Source organism: Micromonospora sp. D93 (assembly GCF_018070365.1).
Taxonomy (GTDB): Bacteria; Actinomycetota; Actinomycetes; order Mycobacteriales; family Micromonosporaceae; genus Micromonospora; species Micromonospora ureilytica.
In genome coordinates, this window is the sequence record NZ_JAGPXW010000029.1 from 37,471 (window position 1) to 54,392 (window position 16,922).

The window sequence follows — 16,922 nt, forward strand, 5'->3', positions numbered from 1 at the left end:
GGAGCGCAAGCGCTCCGGCCCCTTCACGCGTGCGATCCAACTACTGCTTGAGCATGTTGTCCAGCAGCAGGGCACAGCGGATCAACCCGAGGTGGCTGTACGCCTGCGGGTGGTTGCCCAGGCCGCGCTCGGCGAGCGGGTCGTACTGCTCGGGGAGCAGGCCGGTCGGGCCGGCGGTCAGCACCATCTGCGCGAACAGCTCCTCGGCGTCAGTGCGGCGGCCGGTGCGCAGGTACGCCTCGATCAGCCACGCCGTGCAGATGTGGAAACCGCCCTCACGGCCGGGCAGGCCGTCGTCCCAGTGGTAGCGGTAGACGACCGGGCCGCTGCGCAGGTCCGCCTCGATGCGCAGGACGGTGGACAGGAAGCGCGGGTCGTCGCCCGGGAGTAGGCCGGAGAGCCCGATCCAGAGTGACGAGGCGTCCATGTCCTCGTCCCCGTACGCGACGCTGTACGCCTCGACGTCGGAGTGCCAGCCGTGCTCCAGCACGTTGGCGCCGATCCGGTCCCGCAGGTCCTTCCACTCGGGCCGGTCCTCGCCGCCGTGCTCGCGCATCACGTGCAGTGCGCGGTCGACGGTCATCCAGCACATCACCTTGGAGAACACGTGGTGCCGGGGTGGCAGCCGCGCCTCCCAGATGCCGTGGTCGGGCTCGTGCCAGCGGCGGCGGACCGCCTCGACCATGTTCTCCAGGACCCGCCACTCGTCGTCGCGGACCGAACCGCGAGCGTCGGCGACTGCCGCGATCAGGTCGGCGATCGGGCCGAAGACGTCCAGCTGCAACTGGTGGTTGGCGAGGTTGCCGACCCGGACCGGCCGGGAGCCGGCGTACCCGGGCAGCGTGTCGATGACCGCCTCGGCGCCCAGCTCGTAGCCGTCGATGGTGTAGAGCGGGTGCAGGCGCTCCGGGTGCCCGCCGGTGCGCTCGATGCAGCCGTCCACCCAGCGCAGCAGCGCCTCGGCCTCCTCGACGGAACCCAGGTCCACAAGCGCGCGGGCGGTCAGCGCGGCGTCGCGCAGCCAGCAGTAGCGGTAGTCCCAGTTGCGGACCCCGCCCAGCTCCTCGGGGAGCGAGGTGGTCGCCGCGGCCAGGATCGAGCCGGTGGCTTCGTGGCAGAGCCCACGCAGGGTGAGGGCGCTGCGCGCGACCAGGTCACGAGCGGTGGACGGCAGCCGCAGCGAGGCCACCCAGTCCTTCCACGGCTGCTCGGCGGCGGCCTGCCGCTCGTGGATCGGCACCCGGTGGTGCTCCAGGCTGTGCGTGCCGAAGCGCAGCTCCAGCACGACCTGCCCGCCGGCGGCGGAGAGGTCGACGATCGCCTTGGCGGTCTCGTACCCGCCGTCGTTGCCGACCTCCCACTCCACCCCGGGGGCGTAGAGCGCGACCGGCTCGTTGGAGCCGAGCACCAGCAGACCGTCGCCGATCGGCTGCAACTGCACGGCGACCTGACCGAACTCGGGCCTCGGCGCGAACTCCACCTTGGCCTTGCCGCTGCCGGTCAGCACCCGGACCAGTGTCGAGTCGCCGGTGATGACCGCCGGGCTGTCGTCCGGGGTGGTCTCCCGGGCCGGCTTGTCCAGCCAGTCGGTGACGGTGAGCCCGGACCAGCGGGTCTCCACGGTCATCGTGCCGGAGCGGTAGCGCTGACCCAGCGGGATGCCGCCGCGCTCCGGGGCGACGCTGAAGTGACCGGCCGGGCTGCCACCGACCAGGTCGGCGAAGATCGCCGCCGAGTCCGGTTTGGGGTGGCAGAGCCAGCTCACCTTGGCCTCGGGGGTGAGCAGAGCGACGGTACGACCGTTGGCCAGCATGGAGTGCCGTTCGATCGGCACCGCCCGCTCGCCGAACAGCCAGTGCCGTCGGGTCTCCAGCAGCAGCGCCAGCGACCGAGCGGCCTCCAGCGGGTCGCCGACCCGGTAGCTGGCCTTGGTGTCGCCGGGGCCGATCTTGATGCCGAGGTCGGGACCGTGCAGGTGACCGAACGCGTTCTCGTCGGTGACGTCGTCGCCGATGAACAGCACCGCGCTGGAGGCGAGCTGGGTCCGCAACTGGTCGAGTGCGGTGCCCTTGTGGGTGGCCACGACGGACAGCTCGATGACCTCCTTGCCCTGGGTCACCGTGACGCCGTCGAAGGTGGCTGGACCGTTGAGGACAGCCTCGATGGCGGCGGCGGCGATCTGCGGGTCGACACCGCGGGTGTGCATCGCGACGCTTGCCGGCTTGCGTTCCAGCCGGATGCCCGGATGCTTGGCGGCGATCTCGCGAAGCGAGTTGCGCACCTGCTGGCGAACCGCGACCAGCTCGGGGGAGAGCCGCTCGACGAAGCCGATGTCGAACTCGGAGCCGTGGCTGCCGACGAGGTGCACCTCGCTGGGCAGCCGCGAGAGTGCGGCCAGGTCGCGCAGCGCCCGACCGGAGACCACCGCCACGGTGGTCTGCGGCAACGCGGCGAGCGCGCGGACCGCGGCCACCGCCTCGGGCAGCGGGACGGCTGTGCTCGGGTCCTCCACGATCGGCGCCAGCGTGCCGTCATAGTCGCAGGCGACCAGGAGCTGGGGGACCCGGGCGATCCGGCCGATGGCGGAGCGCAACTCGGGGTCCATGACCCCGGTGGCGATTGCCGCCCCATCGTTGACGGACGTGTTCACTCGGCCTCCGCCTCGGGAACTCCGAGCTCCGAGAGGAAAGACTTGGCCCAGTGGCCCACGTCGTGGGTACGCAGGTGACGTTGCATTGTCCGCATCCGGCGGCGTGCCTCGGTTTTCTCCACGTGCACTGCCCGGAGGAGGGCGTCCTTGACCGCGTCCGGGTCGTGCGGGTTACACAAAAATGCCTGGCGAAGCTCCGTGGCGGCGCCGGCGAACTCACTGAGTACGAGCGCGCCACCCTGGTCGGCACGTGATGCTACGTATTCCTTCGCCACGAGGTTCATTCCGTCTCGCAGCGGGGTCACCATCATCACGTCGGCAGCAACGTACATCGCCGCCAGCTCAGTGCGACTGTACGACTGATGGAGATAATGGACCGCCGGCACGCCGACCCTGCCGAACTCGCCGTTGATCCGACCGACCTCGCGCTCCACCTTGACCCGTAGTGCCTGGTAGTGCTCCACGCGCTCGCGGCTGGGCGTGGCGACCTGAACCATGACCGCGTCGGGAACTGTCAACTTTCCGTCAGCCAGCAGCTCCCGGAAGGCCTTGAGCCGCAACTCGATGCCCTTGGTGTAATCCAGCCGGTCCACGCCCAGGATTATCGTCTTCGGATCGCCCAGCTCGGCGCGAATCTGCTTGGCCCGGGCCTGGATCGCCGGGTCGGCGGCCATCCGTTCCATCTCCTGGGTGTCGATCGAGATGGGGAAGGCGCCCGCCTTCACCTGCCGACCGTCGACCTGGATCATCTGCCCCTCGTAGCGCAAACCGAGCAGGTGCCGGGCCAGCCGGACGAAGTTCTGCGCCGCCAGCCGCTGCTGGAAACCGACCAGGTCGGCGCCGAGCAGACCGCGCAGGATCTCGGTGCGGAACGGCATCTGCATGAACAGCTCGATCGGCGGGAACGGGATGTGCAGGAAGAACCCGATCCGCAGGTCCGGGCGGAGCTCACGGAGCATCGCCGGCACCAACTGGAGCTGGTAGTCCTGCACCCAGACCGTCGCGCCCTCGGCCGCCACGTCGGCTGCGGCCTCCGCGAACCGGGCGTTGACCAGGCGGTACGCCTCCCGCCACCGGCGCTTGTAGGCCGGCGTCTCCACCGCGTCGTGGTAGAGCGGCCAGATCGTCGCGTTGGACTGGCCCTCGTAGTAGCGCTCCAGTTCCTCGGCGCTGAGCGGGACCGGGTGCAGCCGGATCCCCTCCAGGTCGAACGGCTCGGGGGCGGCGCCGGTGCCACCGGCCCAGCCGACCCAGGTGCCCTTGTGTTCGGCGAGTACTGGGTGCAGCGCGGTGACCAGCCCTCCAGGGCTGCGCCGCCACTGCCGGCCCTCGGGTGTGCTCACCTCGTCGACCGGCAGACGGTTCGCCACTACGACAAAGGAGCTACGGACGGTCACGATCGGCCACCTCCGGGTACTGACGGGTCCACCGCGATGAGCGTACTGAGCGTAGCTGCGGCGTGTTGCGCCCCGTGCCGGAGTCTCCTACCCGCCTCGTACTCCTCGAAATCCTGAAGGTGATCTTGTCGACAGTGCGTGGTTCAGAGGTCGATGATCGGCCATTCCTTCGGCAGCACCTCGCCGAGCAGCTCCCGCCGATCCGTCATGATCGGCACGAGGGGGTGGGCGGCGGCGTCCATCGCCAGCTGGGCCAGATCCGTGTGCCCGGCCATTCGGCGTGACCATCCGCCGAGAAACGAGCACATGTTCGGCTCGACCGGAGTTACCCGGATGTGCGGCAACGCGGCGAGCACTTCGAGCATCTCCCACTGGGCGGGGGTGGCATCCTGGTGCGCACGGACGAGGCAGAGTGCCGGTACCAGCACGTGCACGCCATAGTCAGCAGCTTCCGCGATGCGGTGACCGACATCCCGTTCCGACGACGAATAGGCCAGCAGGGCGGTCGCGTCCAACGCCAAGCCGTAGCCCGTCACCGGGTGGCTCTCGCGCGTGCCGCCAAGACCTCTGCCTGGAGTTGGGCCGCCTGTTCGCGCAGTTCGGGGGTGACGCTCGCCCTCAACTGCTCCATCTCGGCGTGCACCCGCGCCACACCCTCATCAGTGATCTCGAAACCGACCCGCCGAAGGATCTCTCGTGTCTTCTCCCCGGCCACCCGCCGTCGGAGGGACTCCGCGACATAGGCGGAGGCGTTCGGCTCCTCGGTCAGCCTGTCTGCAAGATCATCGGGCAGGCTGATGGTGATCTTCTTGGTCATACCGAAACCGTAATTTGCCTTACCGGCTCTGGCAAGGAGGCGCGCCCGCGTACTCCTGGGGCGGGGTGATGTGGGCGAAGCGCGCCGTACCTGTCAGGATTGACGATGGCGTGCGCGCGGCCGGCTTCCCGGCCGGCGGCGGCGGGCGGATCGCACAGCTCGCGCCGCGCCGCCGATCAGCGACAGCAACCGACGGAGGTAGCCCGCACCGTGGCCCAGTACATCTACGTCCTGGAAAAGGCGCGCAAGGCGCACGGCGACAAGGTCGTGCTCGACAACGTCACGTTGAGCTTCCTGCCGGGGGCCAAGATCGGTGTGCTCGGTCCGAACGGCGCGGGTAAGTCCAGCCTCCTCAAGATCATGGCAGGGCTGGACAAGCCGAGCAACGGCGAGGCCCGACTCATGCCCGGCTACACCGTCGGCATGCTCGCCCAGGAGCCCCCGCTCAACGAGGCCAAGACCGTGCTCGGCAACGTCGAGGAGGCGGTCGCCGAGACCAAGGCCAAGCTGGAGCGGTTCAACAAGATCGCCGAACAGATGGCGACCGACTACTCCGACGAGCTGATGGAGGAGATGGGCAAGCTCCAGGAGGAGCTTGACCACCTCGACGCCTGGGACGTCGACTCCAAGCTCGAACTGGCCATGGACGCGCTGCGCTGCCCGCCGCCGGACGCCGACGTGACCCAGCTCTCCGGTGGCGAGCGTCGCCGGGTCGCGCTCTGCAAGCTGCTGCTGGAGGCGCCCGACCTGCTGCTGCTCGACGAGCCCACCAACCACCTGGACGCGGAGAGCGTCTCCTGGCTGGAGCAGCACCTGGCGAAGTACGCCGGCACCGTCATGGCGATCACCCACGATCGGTACTTCCTCGACAAGGTGGCCGGCTGGATCCTGGAGCTGGACCGCGGCCGGGCGATCGGGTACGAGGGCAACTACTCCACCTACCTGGAGAAGAAGGCCTCCCGGCTGGCCGTCGAGGGCCGCCGCGACGCCAAGATGAAGAAGCGCCTCACCGAGGAGCTGGAGTGGGTCCGCTCCAACGCCAAGGCCCGCCAGACCAAGTCCAAGGCCCGTCTGGACCGGTACGACGAGATGGCCAACGAGGCGGAGAAGACCCGCAAGCTGGACTTCGAGGAGATCCAGATCCCGCCGGGCCCGCGCCTGGGCAGCACGGTGATCGAGGCGAACAACCTCACCAAGGGCTTCGGCGACCGAATCCTCATCGACAACCTGTCGTTCTCGCTGCCGCGTAACGGCATCGTCGGCATCATCGGCCCCAACGGCGTCGGCAAGACCACGCTCTTCAAGACCATCGTCGGGCTGGAGCAGCCGACGGACGGCAAGGTGCGGGTCGGCGAGACGGTCTCGCTGTCGTACGTCGACCAGAACCGCGAGGGCCTCAACGGCGACAAGACCGTCTGGGAGGTCGTCTCCGACGGACTTGACTACCTGATGGTGGGCAAGGTCGAGATGCCGTCGCGGGCGTACATCGCCGCGTTCGGCTTCAAGGGCCCGGACCAGCAGAAGCCGACGAAGGTGCTCTCCGGCGGTGAGCGCAACCGGCTCAACCTGGCGCTGACCCTGAAGATCGGCGGCAACGTCATCCTGCTCGACGAGCCGACGAACGACCTGGACGTGGAGACGCTGTCCAGCCTGGAGAACGCGCTGTTGGAGTTCCCCGGCTGCGCCGTGGTCATCTCGCACGACCGGATGTTCCTGGACCGCGTCGCCACGCACATCCTGGCCTGGGAGGGCGACGACCAGGACCCGGCCAAGTGGTTCTGGTTCGAGGGCAACTTCGAGGCGTACGAGAAGAACAAGATCGACCGCCTCGGCGCGGAGGCCGCCCGGCCGCACCGGGTGACGTACCGCAAGCTGACCCGCGACTGACCGGCCGAGACGGTGTCTGACCGCTTCGTCTACCACTGCACCCTGCGCTGGTCCGACCTGGACGCGTACGGCCACGTCAACAACTCGCGCTTCCTCACCCTGTACGAGGAGGCGCGGGTCGCGTTGATGTTCGCCGGCGGCCGGGCCTGGGGGGTCGGCTCGTTCGCCGACGGGGTGGTGATCCGCCGGCACGAGGTCGACTACCTGCGCCCGGTCGACTACGCGCTCGGTCGGGCCACCGCGGAGGCGGCACCCACCGTGCGGATCGAGCTGTGGGTGGAGGAGATCCGGGCCTCCCGGTTCACCGTCGCCTACGAGCTGTACGACGGCGACGTGCTGGCCAGTCGTGCCCGTTCGGTGCTTGTGCCGTTCGACCTGACCCGCCAGGTGCCCCGGCGGATCACCACCGAGGAACGGGACTTTCTGCTCACGTACGCGCCGCAGGGCGGTGTGGCGTGACCCGGCCGGGCATGGCTGAGCCTGGCCGGGTGGCGGCATCCACGCATGGTGTCGCCGGGGTGGCGGACGCGGGCGCCTTCCTGGCCCGGCTGGTCCGGCTGGATCCGGTCGCGCCGGTCCGGCTGCGGCCGGCCGGCGCACCCGGCCGGGTCGCGCTGTGGGCCCGGCTGCCGTGGCAGGTTCTGGTGGTCCGCACGGTTGCCGGCGGGCCGGCCGACGGTGCCGCCGACGACGTCACGGTGGCAGCCGCGGAGCTGCTCGCCGAGCTGGAGCGCGGCGGCGCGGCCCTGCCGACCCGCCGGGACGCCCAGTGGCGGTGGCCGCTGCCGCCGATGAGGAGCCGTCAGGTGGAGGCGCTGCCCGTTGCCGAGTTGCGACGGATCGCGGACGCGGCGGCGGGCACCCTGCGGACGGCGAGCGAGCAGGGTGTGGCCGGCCGTGCCGTGGGCCAGCGGGTCCTGCGTGACGCGTTGCTCGACCACGTGGCGGTGCTGATCACCCCCGACGGGGCGCCCGCCGCGCCGGTCGAGGTGCCGCAGCGGCTGGTGCAGGGGGTGGTCCGAATGGGCTTCCTCGGCGCCGCTGACGGCTCGGCGGCCGGCGAGGGCGGGAAGGCCGTTCAGGTGCGGGTGGCCGGTCGCTGGGTCGGCTTGGTGGGACCGCACGGAGCGGCTTGGTTGCAGAAGGCCACGGATCTTGCCGTGACACCCCTCAGTGCTCGTCCGAACGGATGACCCCGAATCATTCTTCTGGTCAGGGGCGGTCGTTGGGGGGGTGCTTCAACCCGGCTGTCCGGGTACCGTCCATCCTCGGATCCAACGCACCGTAGGCGTCTGGATCCGCTGGGGAGTGAGGTGCGCGAGCGATGCCGTGGTGGTCATGGCGCCCCGGTCCCGCCGACGGCGGCGATCCGGAAACCCGAAGCGGGATCACAGTCGACAGTGCGGTCCGGATCGGGCCGCCCAACCCTCGCCAGCCGGGGGACGACTGCCCGTCCAACGAGCGGCCAGTGCTGACCGAGATGCCCGCCACCGTCGAGCCGGTGAGTCTGCGCCGGGTCTGTGACGCACTCGACCTGCTCGACGTGCGTTACCTGGCCGACGGCGACGGCAACCTGCTGGCGATGTGGGAGCGGCACGCGGTGCTGGTCACCCTCGAAGGTCCGGAGGACGAGATCCTGGTCATGCGGGCACGTCCGCACGCCACGGTCCCGCCGGACTGGGCCGACCGGGCGTACCGGGTGGTCAACGAGTGGAACCACACCCGCCGGTTCTGCAAGGCGTACATCGGTGACCCGACCGAGCGCGGTCAGCTACCGATCTACGCCGAGCTCCAGGTGCCACTCGGCGCCGGCACCCACGACGCGCTCCTGGTCGAGATGCTCGACTGCGGCGCAGCGGTCGCCACCAGCTTCGTGGACTGGCTGCACGACGAGGGCGCCCTGCTCTGACGCCGCTTCGGGTCGGGCGGTGTCAGACACCGTGGGCCGGGTCGTCCTCGACGTTGACCATGAAGTACGCGGCACGCTCCAGGTAGTCCCAGAGTGTGCCAGCGATCTCCGGCTCAAGATCGAGCCGGTCCACGGCGCGGCGCATGTTCCGCAGCCAGGCGTCCCGTTCGGCCGCGCCGATCCGGAACGGCGCGTGCCGCATTCGCAGCCGCGGGTGCCCCCGCTGCGCGGAGTACGTGTTCGGCCCGCCCCAGTACTGCATCAGGAACAGGGTCATCCGGTCCGCGGCCGGACCCAGGTCCTCCTCCGGGTACATGGGCCGCAGCAGGGGATCGGTGGCGATACCGGCGTAGAACTCGTCGACCAGCTTGCGGAAGGTGGGTTCGCCACCGACCGCTTCGAAGAGGGTCATCGACGCACCGGGACGGTCGGATTCGCCTGCGGAAGTCACAGTTCCATCCTGCCAGGTGCGCCCGGTGCCGACCCGACCCGCAGGGCGTGCGTCGGATCACGCCGGGCCGACGCCTCCGAATGCCGCGCACCCGCTCCGGTCGAGGTCGGCTCGACGGGTCAGGTCACCGCGTGCCGGCGGTGGCCGTCACCGGCGTGCGGGTCGGCCGTGCCTCCGACCGAGCCGTCGCCGGCCGGACCATCGGGCCCGGAGGGCGGCGGATCGGCGTTGGCCGCCGAGGCAGCAGTGATCGCGTCGTCCACCGTCTGCCGGTCCGGCCAGCGCAACGTGGCCACCACCATCAGCACCACCCCGGCCACGCTCCACACCCCGACCACGATCGGGATGGGGAACCGCTCGGCGAGCACCCCGGTGACCAGCACCGCGAAACCCTGGATGACCTGCACACCCGTTGCCATCACGCCGAAGGCGCGGGCCCGGAACCCGTTCGGCAGCGCCTGGACGAACAACCCGTTGGCCATCGGCATCATGCCCGCGACCGCGAACCCGCAGAGCGCGGCGAGCAGCGCGACCACCAACGGCGGCGGGTCGAGCAGCACCGGTACGAGCACCAACGGGGCGAGCACCGCGAGCGGCCGCATCAGCTTCAGTCGGCGAGTCGGCCCGAACAGGCGACTCACCAGCAACCCACCGAGGATGAAGCCGACCGGGTTCGCCACCATGATCGCCGCTTGCGCTGTGCCCGCGCTCACGGCACCACGGCTCCCCTCGTTGGCCCAGGCCGCGGCCAGCCCCTCCGGCACGATCGAGAAGAGCATCGCGCTGAACACCAGCACCGCGATGGCCCGCAGCACAGGTGTACGGAAGACGATGCCGAACCCCTGGCGAGTCTCCCGCAGCAGGTGACTGCGGTGCGCCGGGTTCATCACCGCCGGGCGGTCGCGCACACCGAGGCGAACCAGCAGCGCCGAGAGACCGAACGTGGCCGCGTTGAACAGCAGCGCCACCTCCGGGTTGATCGCGGCGACAGCGGCGCCGAAGACGTAACCCACGACCTGGGCGGCCTGCCCGATGCTGGCGTTCACCGACAGCCCCACCACCAGTCGGTCCCCGGTGAGCAACTGCGGGATCAGCGCGGACTTCGCCGCCTGGCTCGGTGGGTTGGCCAACGTGGCGGCGAAGATGAGCACCAGCACCACCTGGTACGGCAGGCTGGGAATGGCGATGAGCACCATCAGTGCCATCCGGATGAGGTCGCACGCCACCATCACCCGTCGGTACGGGTATCGCTCCGCGAGTGCGGCGAGCACGGGACCGCCGAGCAACCACGGCAGGAAGCTGACCGCGAAGGCGGCCGCGGACAGCGCGACGGACCGGGTCTGCTGATAGACGAGCAGGGTGACGGCGGCCTTCGCGACATAGTCGCCGACCCAGGAGAGAGCGCCGGCCACGAACACAGCCCGGAACTCGTGCTGGGCGAACACTTCGCGAAACGTGGCGGGACCTTCCGCGGAAGGTCGCTCGTTAGGCACCGTCGCCTCCATCGGCTCCGGCTCGGCCGCTCGTGGCAGCACCGCCGGAAGCTCTCGTCAGATCTACGGATCAGCGAGGATGTGATCACGCTTTGGTGGGAACGCGTGCTCCGGATTCTGCCCGATCGTCTGACAACTAGCTAGGTCGAACGGGTCGTTCGTCGCCTCCCCGACTGAACGAACGGACGATACCCGAGGGGCCGGCCGGCTCGCGACCCCTGAATAGCAGGACAATGTCGCGGGCTCAGGTGGCGCCGCCCTGCCCGGTCTCACCTTCGGGCAACGGCCGGGTCGACAGGCCGGGATAGATGCGGGCGGCCGCGATCTGCGCCGTGATCCCCGAATTCTCCAGAGCCTCCGCGAGACGCCGACGCAACTCCCGGCCCACCGCGAACTGCCCGTCCGCTGTCGTCTTCACCACGGTGCGGATGACCGCGCCGTCCACCGTCACCTGCTCGACGCCCAACACCTCGGGCGCCTCCACGATCTCCGGCGACAGCTCCGGGTCCATGGCGACCGAGGCGGCCGCGGTCCGTAGCACCGCCGTGGCCTCCTCGGTGCTGTTGAAACCGATCGGAAGGTCCACCACCACGAGGGCCCAGCCCTGGCTCTTGTTGCCCACCCGGATGATCTCGCCGTTGCGGATGTACCAGAGCACGCCGCGGCCGTCGCGCACCGTGGTGACCCGTAGGCCGACCGACTCGACCACGCCCATCGCCTCGCCCAGGTCGACGTTGTCGCCCACGCCGTACTGGTCCTCGATCAGCATGAAGAGGCCGGCGATCAGGTCCTTCACCAGGCTCTGCGCACCGAAGCCCAGCGCGACGCCGGCGATCCCCGCGCTGGCCAGCAGCGGCGCCAGGTCGAAGCTGAACTCGCGCAGGATCATCAGCAGCGCGATGCCGAAGACGAACGCGGTGGTCAGGCTGCGCAGCACCGACCCGATCGCCTCGGCCCGCTGCCGTCGCCGCTCGGGTACGAACTCGGCCGGGTCGACCGCGGCGGTGGGCACCCGCTCGCGTAGTGGCCGCAGCATCGTCGGCACCGCACCGTCGGTGGTCGTCCGCACCAGCCGGTCGATCGTCCGGTGCAGCGCCCAGCGGGCCACCATCGCCAGTGCCAGGATCAGCAGCACCCGAAGCGGTTTGAGCAGGATCCAGTAGCTTCCCTCGGCGAACCAGGCGGACCCGGTGATCCGGTAGATCCACTCGCAGGAGGTGCTGCCCTGGCAGCTCACCGAGACGGCGTCGGACAGGGCTAGGGGCGTCACGCTGGCGGCACTCACTGTGTCTTCGTACCGCAAGGGGCCCGAGCGTCCGTCGCCGACCCACCGGCCGGCTGACCCGCCTGCTCTGTTGTTCACCCATTCCCGGCCAACGCGGCGCGAAGCCGTTCGTACTCGGCCTGAGTACCGATCGCCGCCCGGTGTTCGGGGTGGGCGACGTAGTGCCCGATGACCGCAGCGAGGAATCCGGGGTCGACGTTGTCCGTCCGCGACGCCCTGCGGCTCCGCGGAATGCCGCGCCTCCGGACCAGGTGGGGTTCCGTGATCCTCATCGGGAACCACGGGCGGCGGTCGTCTGCGGCCGGGTGGATCTCCGGGGCCAGGAGGGCCTCCCACGGGACGGTGAGGGAGCCCAGCGCCCAGGTCTGCCGTACTCCGGACGGATGCAGCCGTACGCCCTGACCCCGCCACGCCCACGTCACCACCAGCGCGGCCAGGACGACCCAGAGAACGTCGAAGACCACGTCGAACCCCTGTCCGGTCGAGCGCACCAGTGCGCCGATGTGGGTGGACGCGGGCCCGAGGTAGCCCAGGGCGAAGAACACCGTCCAGGCGGGCCCGGGTGTGGCGAGGTGCTCGCCCTCGGCAGCCGAACCACTGAGGTCAACCCGCGCCTTCGAGGTCGCGGACGGCCGCCGACGCCTCCACCATGAGAGTTCGCATGGCAGTCAGGGCCAACTCGATGGCGTCGACGGTCTTCACCAGCGCATGGGCGGGCGGATCCGCGAGGAGTTCAGAGTCGGAGTCGTCCAGCCACGTCAGGTTGGCTGTCAGATGCCGCGTGTCCGTTTGCTCGTATCGCTCCCAGATTTCGCTGAGCTTCAGCTCGGCACCCAGGCGGCGGTCCATCGACTTGAGAGCTTCCACAGCCTGCTCGATGTGGCGTGCTCGCTCGTAGTCCACGGACGGTAGTCCATGCTCCGCGAGTCGCAACCGTGCTTCCGTGCGAAACAGCTCCCAGGCGCCGCTGCAGTCGTAGGCGCAACGGGCGACTGCGGTCGGGAAACCTTGAAGAAGGCGCTCGGCCTGTTTGATTTGTCCACGAGGGGATGGCGGAGGATCGATCACCGAGCCGATCGCCTGATATCCGTTGGGGTGCGATCGCACGAATTCACGGGCGCGGCCGAGTATCGTAACAATCTGGTCTATTTGCTCGTAGTCCGAGCTGAGTTCGAAGTCCATTCGAGGCGCGTCCGCAATTCGGCGTAGCAGCCTGATGGCGAATTTTTGCGCTTCCCGCTGTGCCGTCATCAACGCCTGCTGCGCGGAAAGTGTCGCCAGAATGAGTAGCGCTATGGGCACTCCGAAGCTCGCGCCAGCTACTGATGACACCAAGTTGGTGGCGAAGGGAGCGTTGTCCCACCATCTGCAACGATCGCCGTAGAGCCCTAATGCGGTTACTGCGGTGGCGAACAGCCAGAGACCGATGGCAGCCGCCCGCAATGTGGGCCCGTATCCGTTCCACCAGGTGTGCAGTCGGTGCAGGAGCGTCCGCGTGTAGCCCTCCCTGTTCGGTCGACTGGCCGGCGACAGGGTATCGGCCAGCTACAAGAGCGTCACGGAGTGGGACGGTGCTGATCTTCCACGCAATCGGTCAGGCCCAGCGGCTATCACCACTCGACGCTTGACCAGTCGGTTTGCGGCGTGATCAATTCCGGCCTTGCGCGTGGCCCTACAGTAGGGGACATCGAGCTGGGAGACATTGCAAGCCGGCGTCACCGTCGCTCTGGACCAGGGCGAGGTGATGGTCGAGCAACCGAGGCGCTCCGGGCTGGCACCGGAGATTCATTTCGCTCTGCTACCCGTAAAGAGTCGGATTTGAGTTAGCGAGAGGGCCTCATTCGTCGATGGAACTGTATATCAGTGCAGCAATAGCCTTCGCGGCCCTGGTCTTCGCCTGGCACCAATGGAGAAAAAATCGGGGCGCAGTGCGACTCGACCTTTCGGATGCGCAGGAGAGCATTCACATCCGCATCACGGTTGATGCACCTATGGATATTACGGTCGATGGTCTATCCATGGTTATGCTTAGTAGCCGTCTCGCACCCTTGCGCACCCTTTTTCCCGGCTGCGCCCGTGGCCTCGGTAAACATCTGCCCTGGCACGTCCGGGCGAAGAGTGTTGTCGAAGGATTGTACTTTGACGTTGCGTGGATGAGGCTGGACACTTCCTTCAAGGACGGAGCTTTTCGCCTTGATGCCAACAGTTGGGTCAAGGGGCCTGAGCTTCCCCACGAGATAAAGAAATATAGTGGCGACTCGTGGGATTGGGGGGTTCCGAACAACGAATCGATCCGTCCCCTGAAGGAGAGCCGCGCCGCGCTGGAGAGTTACAATTCATATTTTCGCAGCATGCTGGAGCAGCATCCGCGCGCGCGGATGAGAATTCGTGCCCATACTTCTGGCCACCCGAATCGATTCGCGGACAGCTCGTGGCTGTCACTTCGGGGCCTCTCCAGTCTCAAATGGGAGGATCAAGGTAAGTCAGTGCCTCCGGCGAGGGCCCCTCGGGTGCTCCGGGATGGCTGAGGGTCGCAGCCGGAGGGAGGGCCAAAGATCATCGGGCCCAGATCCGGCACAACCGGGCGCGACAAGGGCTGTTAACCACTGTCAGGCAAGGGCAGAGTTCTCCCAGGCAGGGCCAGCGATCGGCCCGGTCGCGGATGATCCTCATACCCCATGAGGGATTAGTACGTGCAATCCGGGGTCCGATCAGGGACTATTGGCGCAACGGACGTCGGTGATCGGCCCGGCGTCGACCGTGTGGGCCTCTGTGCCCGGCCCCGGTCGGCGGCGGTCCCCAGCAGCCGCTGAACCGGGAGGGTGAGCGCGATGCCTGACATACGACCCACGGTGGGCTCCGGCGCGTTGGTCCTCAACGCCACCTACGAGCCGCTGTGTGTCGTGTCGGTGCGTCGCGCCGCGATCCTCGTCCTCTCCGCCAAGGCGGTCTGCGTCGCCGATGGTGACGGCATCCTGCACAGCGCCCGGAACGCGCTCCCGGTGCCATCTGTGGTCCGGCTGACGCGCTTTGTCCGGGTGCCGTACCGAACACATGTCGGGCTGTCCCGGCGGGCGATCTTCGCCCGGGACGGATGGCGGTGCGCCTACTGCCGGGGTCCGGCCGAGACCATCGACCACGTCTTTCCGCGCAGCCGGGGCGGCCGGCACGCCTGGGAGAACGTGGTCGCCGCGTGCGCCCGCTGCAACCACACAAAGGGCGACAAGACCCCGGCCGAGATGGGGTGGCGGTTACACGCGTTGCCGGCGGCCCCGAAGGGCACCGCCTGGCGGGTGCTCGGGCACCGCGCCCCCGACCCCCGCTGGGCCGACTGGCTGGACCTGCGGGAGCCCGAGGCGGCCGCCTGAGTCCGAAGGACGCGGTCAGGCTTCGGGTTCAGGTTGGGTCGCACGGCGCGCTGCGCGCTCCCGGCGGTCGACCGCTCGGCCGTGCGCGATCGCGAGTAGCCCGTCGATCTCGGGCAGCAGCTGCGGGCCGGGCATGACGATGCCGGCGAAGCCGTGTTGGGCGTAGCCCGGGTGCGGCACGAGGGTGTCCAGTCGGGCGAAGTCGAACTCGTGCCGGTGCTCCTCGAAGGCCTTCGGCGGGAAGCCGAACCGCCGCTCGAACTCGGCCCGCCCCAGGTCCAGGTTGAGGCGGAAGACGCCGGGGCGGTCAAGCTGTGCGGCCTCGTCGAAGCCGGGCACGTCGTGCTCGACGATTGTGGCGAACGGCTGGCGACGGTCCGGGCCGACGAAGAAGAACCGGTCGCCCCAAGCTGCCTCGGGTGATCCGTTCTCCTTGCTCGCCACGACCTGCTCGACGTCGGGCAGCGCGACGATCCGTTCGGCGAGCATGGCCGCGTCGACACCTGTCGGAATGTGCAGGATCGCGTCGGCGTGCTCGATGATGGTCCGGTCCAGCGGGAAGTAGCGGTAGTCGTGCGTTCGCTGCTCGGCCGCTGCGATGTCGGACGTCGGCAGGTACCGGGGAAGGCTTGTTTCCTGTTGGAGTCTGCCCTCGTAGGTGGCGGGGGCGGGCGGCCCGATGCCGAGCGCCGGGCTCGCGCCGAGGCTGCCGGCGATCACCGCGTACCGGTCGCCCAGCAGCGACGCGACGATCGCTCCGGCGCCGGCCCAGGACACCTGCATGCCGGCCAGGGTCATCGTGCTCTGCTGACGCTGGAGGTGCGTGTTGTGCGCGAAGACCAGTGTGGGCCCGCGGTGTGCCTCGGCCGATCGGATCGCGAGCAGGTTCTCGGCCATCAGCGCGTCCCGGACCGCGGCCAGGCGGGCGAAGCGTTCCTCCTGGGCCAGTGGCGCGGCGGCCGCGGCGTGGTAACGCAGCAACGCGACCGCGGCCGTGGCGTGCACGAACGCCGCCTGCCAGCCCGCTGACTTCCACGGCGCTCGCAGGTACAACTCGGTCACCAGGTCGTCGGCGAGCACCCGCAGTCGCTGGGCGTCGGTCGAGCGCCCGACGGACCGGCCCGGTTCCCAGATCGCGGCCGTGTCATTCCACAGTGCCTCGTCCCCGATCAGGTCGTCGATCTCGGCCGACCGGTCCAGGTCGAGGAAGTGGCAGACCTGGTTGAGGTGGCGGCGCGGGCTCGGAGCGCTCTCCAGTTCCACCGGGGCGTCGAAGCCGTGGAACGTCAGGCGCTCGGCGACCGGCCGTCCGGCGTTCCATTCCCGCATCCGCAGCAGGAGGTCCCGGTTCGCCGGTGCTGCCCCGAATCCGTGGCTGAACCCTTCGGCGAGCGCCCGGCCGAGCGTCACGTCGGCGACGCCCTGCACGAACGCGTCGGCGATCAGCCCGGCCGCTCGGTCGCTCTCCACGGCGATCGAGCGGTAGCCATGCTCCGTCAGCGACATGAAGGCCTCGTTGCGGAGTTGCAGGAAGGCGGACTCACCGTGCGTTGGTTCGCCGAGCGCGAGCAGGTCCGGGGATACCGCCAGCAGGTCGAGAAAAGATGCCATTCCATGAACCGTATCGTTGAACCAGCGGTTGAGACTCGCGAGCGGCGGAGCACG

The 16,922-nt window shown here is 69.1% G+C and carries 16 protein-coding genes; 6 read left to right on the forward strand and 10 right to left on the reverse strand.

All coding sequences use genetic code 11. The features are described from left to right. Positions 1–40: 40 nt before the first annotated feature. The 4 genes from otsB to KBX71_RS26430 all read right to left on the reverse strand — a co-directional run bounded on the left by otsB (position 41) and on the right by KBX71_RS26430 (position 4,864). Entirely contained in the window at positions 41–2,605 is a 2,565-nt protein-coding gene (gene otsB, locus KBX71_RS26415) for a trehalose-phosphatase (protein ID WP_210820561.1), read from the reverse strand. Positions 2,606–2,646: 41 nt separating this feature from the next. Further along, positions 2,647–4,047: a trehalose-6-phosphate synthase gene (locus tag KBX71_RS26420; RefSeq protein ID WP_124817234.1), complete on the reverse strand. Its 1,401-nt coding sequence runs from the start codon at positions 4,045–4,047 to the stop codon at positions 2,647–2,649. Between the two features lie 143 nt (positions 4,048–4,190). Continuing rightward, a complete protein-coding gene (locus KBX71_RS26425) occupies positions 4,191–4,562 on the reverse strand; it encodes a hypothetical protein (protein ID WP_210820514.1) in 372 nt (123 codons plus the stop codon). A gap of 17 nt (positions 4,563–4,579) precedes the next feature. Then, complete coding sequence (locus tag KBX71_RS26430; RefSeq protein ID WP_210820515.1) at positions 4,580–4,864, reverse strand: hypothetical protein; 285 nt, start codon at positions 4,862–4,864, stop codon at positions 4,580–4,582. A 210-nt stretch (positions 4,865–5,074) separates the two neighbouring features. On the opposite strand from KBX71_RS26430, the gene ettA reads away from it, so the two are divergent. The 4 genes from ettA (at position 5,075) to KBX71_RS26450 (ending at position 8,660) form a co-directional block, all read left to right on the forward strand. Further along, positions 5,075–6,751, forward strand: coding sequence for an energy-dependent translational throttle protein EttA (gene ettA / locus KBX71_RS26435; RefSeq protein WP_124817258.1), 1,677 nt, complete (start codon positions 5,075–5,077; stop codon positions 6,749–6,751). A gap of 12 nt (positions 6,752–6,763) precedes the next feature. Continuing rightward, on the forward strand, positions 6,764–7,210 hold the full coding sequence (locus KBX71_RS26440) for a thioesterase family protein (RefSeq protein ID WP_210820516.1): 447 nt from the start codon (positions 6,764–6,766) through the stop codon (positions 7,208–7,210). Between the two features lie 11 nt (positions 7,211–7,221). Further along, the gene (locus tag KBX71_RS26445; RefSeq protein WP_210820517.1) at positions 7,222–7,944 is read left to right on the forward strand and encodes a hypothetical protein; all 723 of its coding nucleotides are present in this window, start codon (positions 7,222–7,224) and stop codon (positions 7,942–7,944) included. Positions 7,945–8,075: 131 nt separating this feature from the next. Further along, positions 8,076–8,660: a YbjN domain-containing protein gene (locus KBX71_RS26450; protein ID WP_210820518.1), complete on the forward strand. Its 585-nt coding sequence runs from the start codon at positions 8,076–8,078 to the stop codon at positions 8,658–8,660. A 22-nt stretch (positions 8,661–8,682) separates the two neighbouring features. Here KBX71_RS26450 and KBX71_RS26455 read toward each other — a convergent pair whose 3' ends face one another. The 5 genes from KBX71_RS26455 to KBX71_RS26475 all read right to left on the reverse strand — a co-directional run bounded on the left by KBX71_RS26455 (position 8,683) and on the right by KBX71_RS26475 (position 13,332). Continuing rightward, the gene (locus KBX71_RS26455) at positions 8,683–9,072 is read right to left on the reverse strand and encodes a globin (RefSeq protein WP_210820519.1); all 390 of its coding nucleotides are present in this window, start codon (positions 9,070–9,072) and stop codon (positions 8,683–8,685) included. Positions 9,073–9,230: 158 nt separating this feature from the next. After that, positions 9,231–10,616, reverse strand: a complete 1,386-nt coding sequence (locus tag KBX71_RS26460) for an MFS transporter (protein ID WP_210820562.1) — start codon at positions 10,614–10,616, stop codon at positions 9,231–9,233. Positions 10,617–10,848: 232 nt separating this feature from the next. Further along, entirely contained in the window at positions 10,849–11,907 is a 1,059-nt protein-coding gene (locus KBX71_RS26465; protein ID WP_210820520.1) for a mechanosensitive ion channel family protein, read from the reverse strand. 56 nt (positions 11,908–11,963) lie between these two features. After that, complete coding sequence (locus tag KBX71_RS26470; RefSeq protein WP_210820521.1) at positions 11,964–12,434, reverse strand: hypothetical protein; 471 nt, start codon at positions 12,432–12,434, stop codon at positions 11,964–11,966. 58 nt (positions 12,435–12,492) lie between these two features. Continuing rightward, positions 12,493–13,332 (reverse strand): hypothetical protein, encoded by an 840-nt coding sequence (locus KBX71_RS26475; protein WP_210820522.1) that lies wholly within the window; start codon positions 13,330–13,332, stop codon positions 12,493–12,495. Between the two features lie 404 nt (positions 13,333–13,736). Between KBX71_RS26475 and KBX71_RS26480 the strand changes: the two genes are divergently transcribed. Both KBX71_RS26480 and KBX71_RS26485 read left to right on the forward strand, forming a co-directional pair. Next, positions 13,737–14,417, forward strand: a complete 681-nt coding sequence (locus tag KBX71_RS26480; protein WP_210820523.1) for a hypothetical protein — start codon at positions 13,737–13,739, stop codon at positions 14,415–14,417. Positions 14,418–14,720: 303 nt separating this feature from the next. Then, the gene (locus tag KBX71_RS26485) at positions 14,721–15,257 is read left to right on the forward strand and encodes an HNH endonuclease (RefSeq protein WP_196929863.1); all 537 of its coding nucleotides are present in this window, start codon (positions 14,721–14,723) and stop codon (positions 15,255–15,257) included. Between the two features lie 15 nt (positions 15,258–15,272). Here the strand turns inward: KBX71_RS26485 and KBX71_RS26490 are convergent, their stop codons facing one another. Next, the gene (locus KBX71_RS26490) at positions 15,273–16,868 is read right to left on the reverse strand and encodes a DUF6194 family protein (protein WP_210820524.1); all 1,596 of its coding nucleotides are present in this window, start codon (positions 16,866–16,868) and stop codon (positions 15,273–15,275) included. Positions 16,869–16,922: the final 54 nt, after the last annotated feature.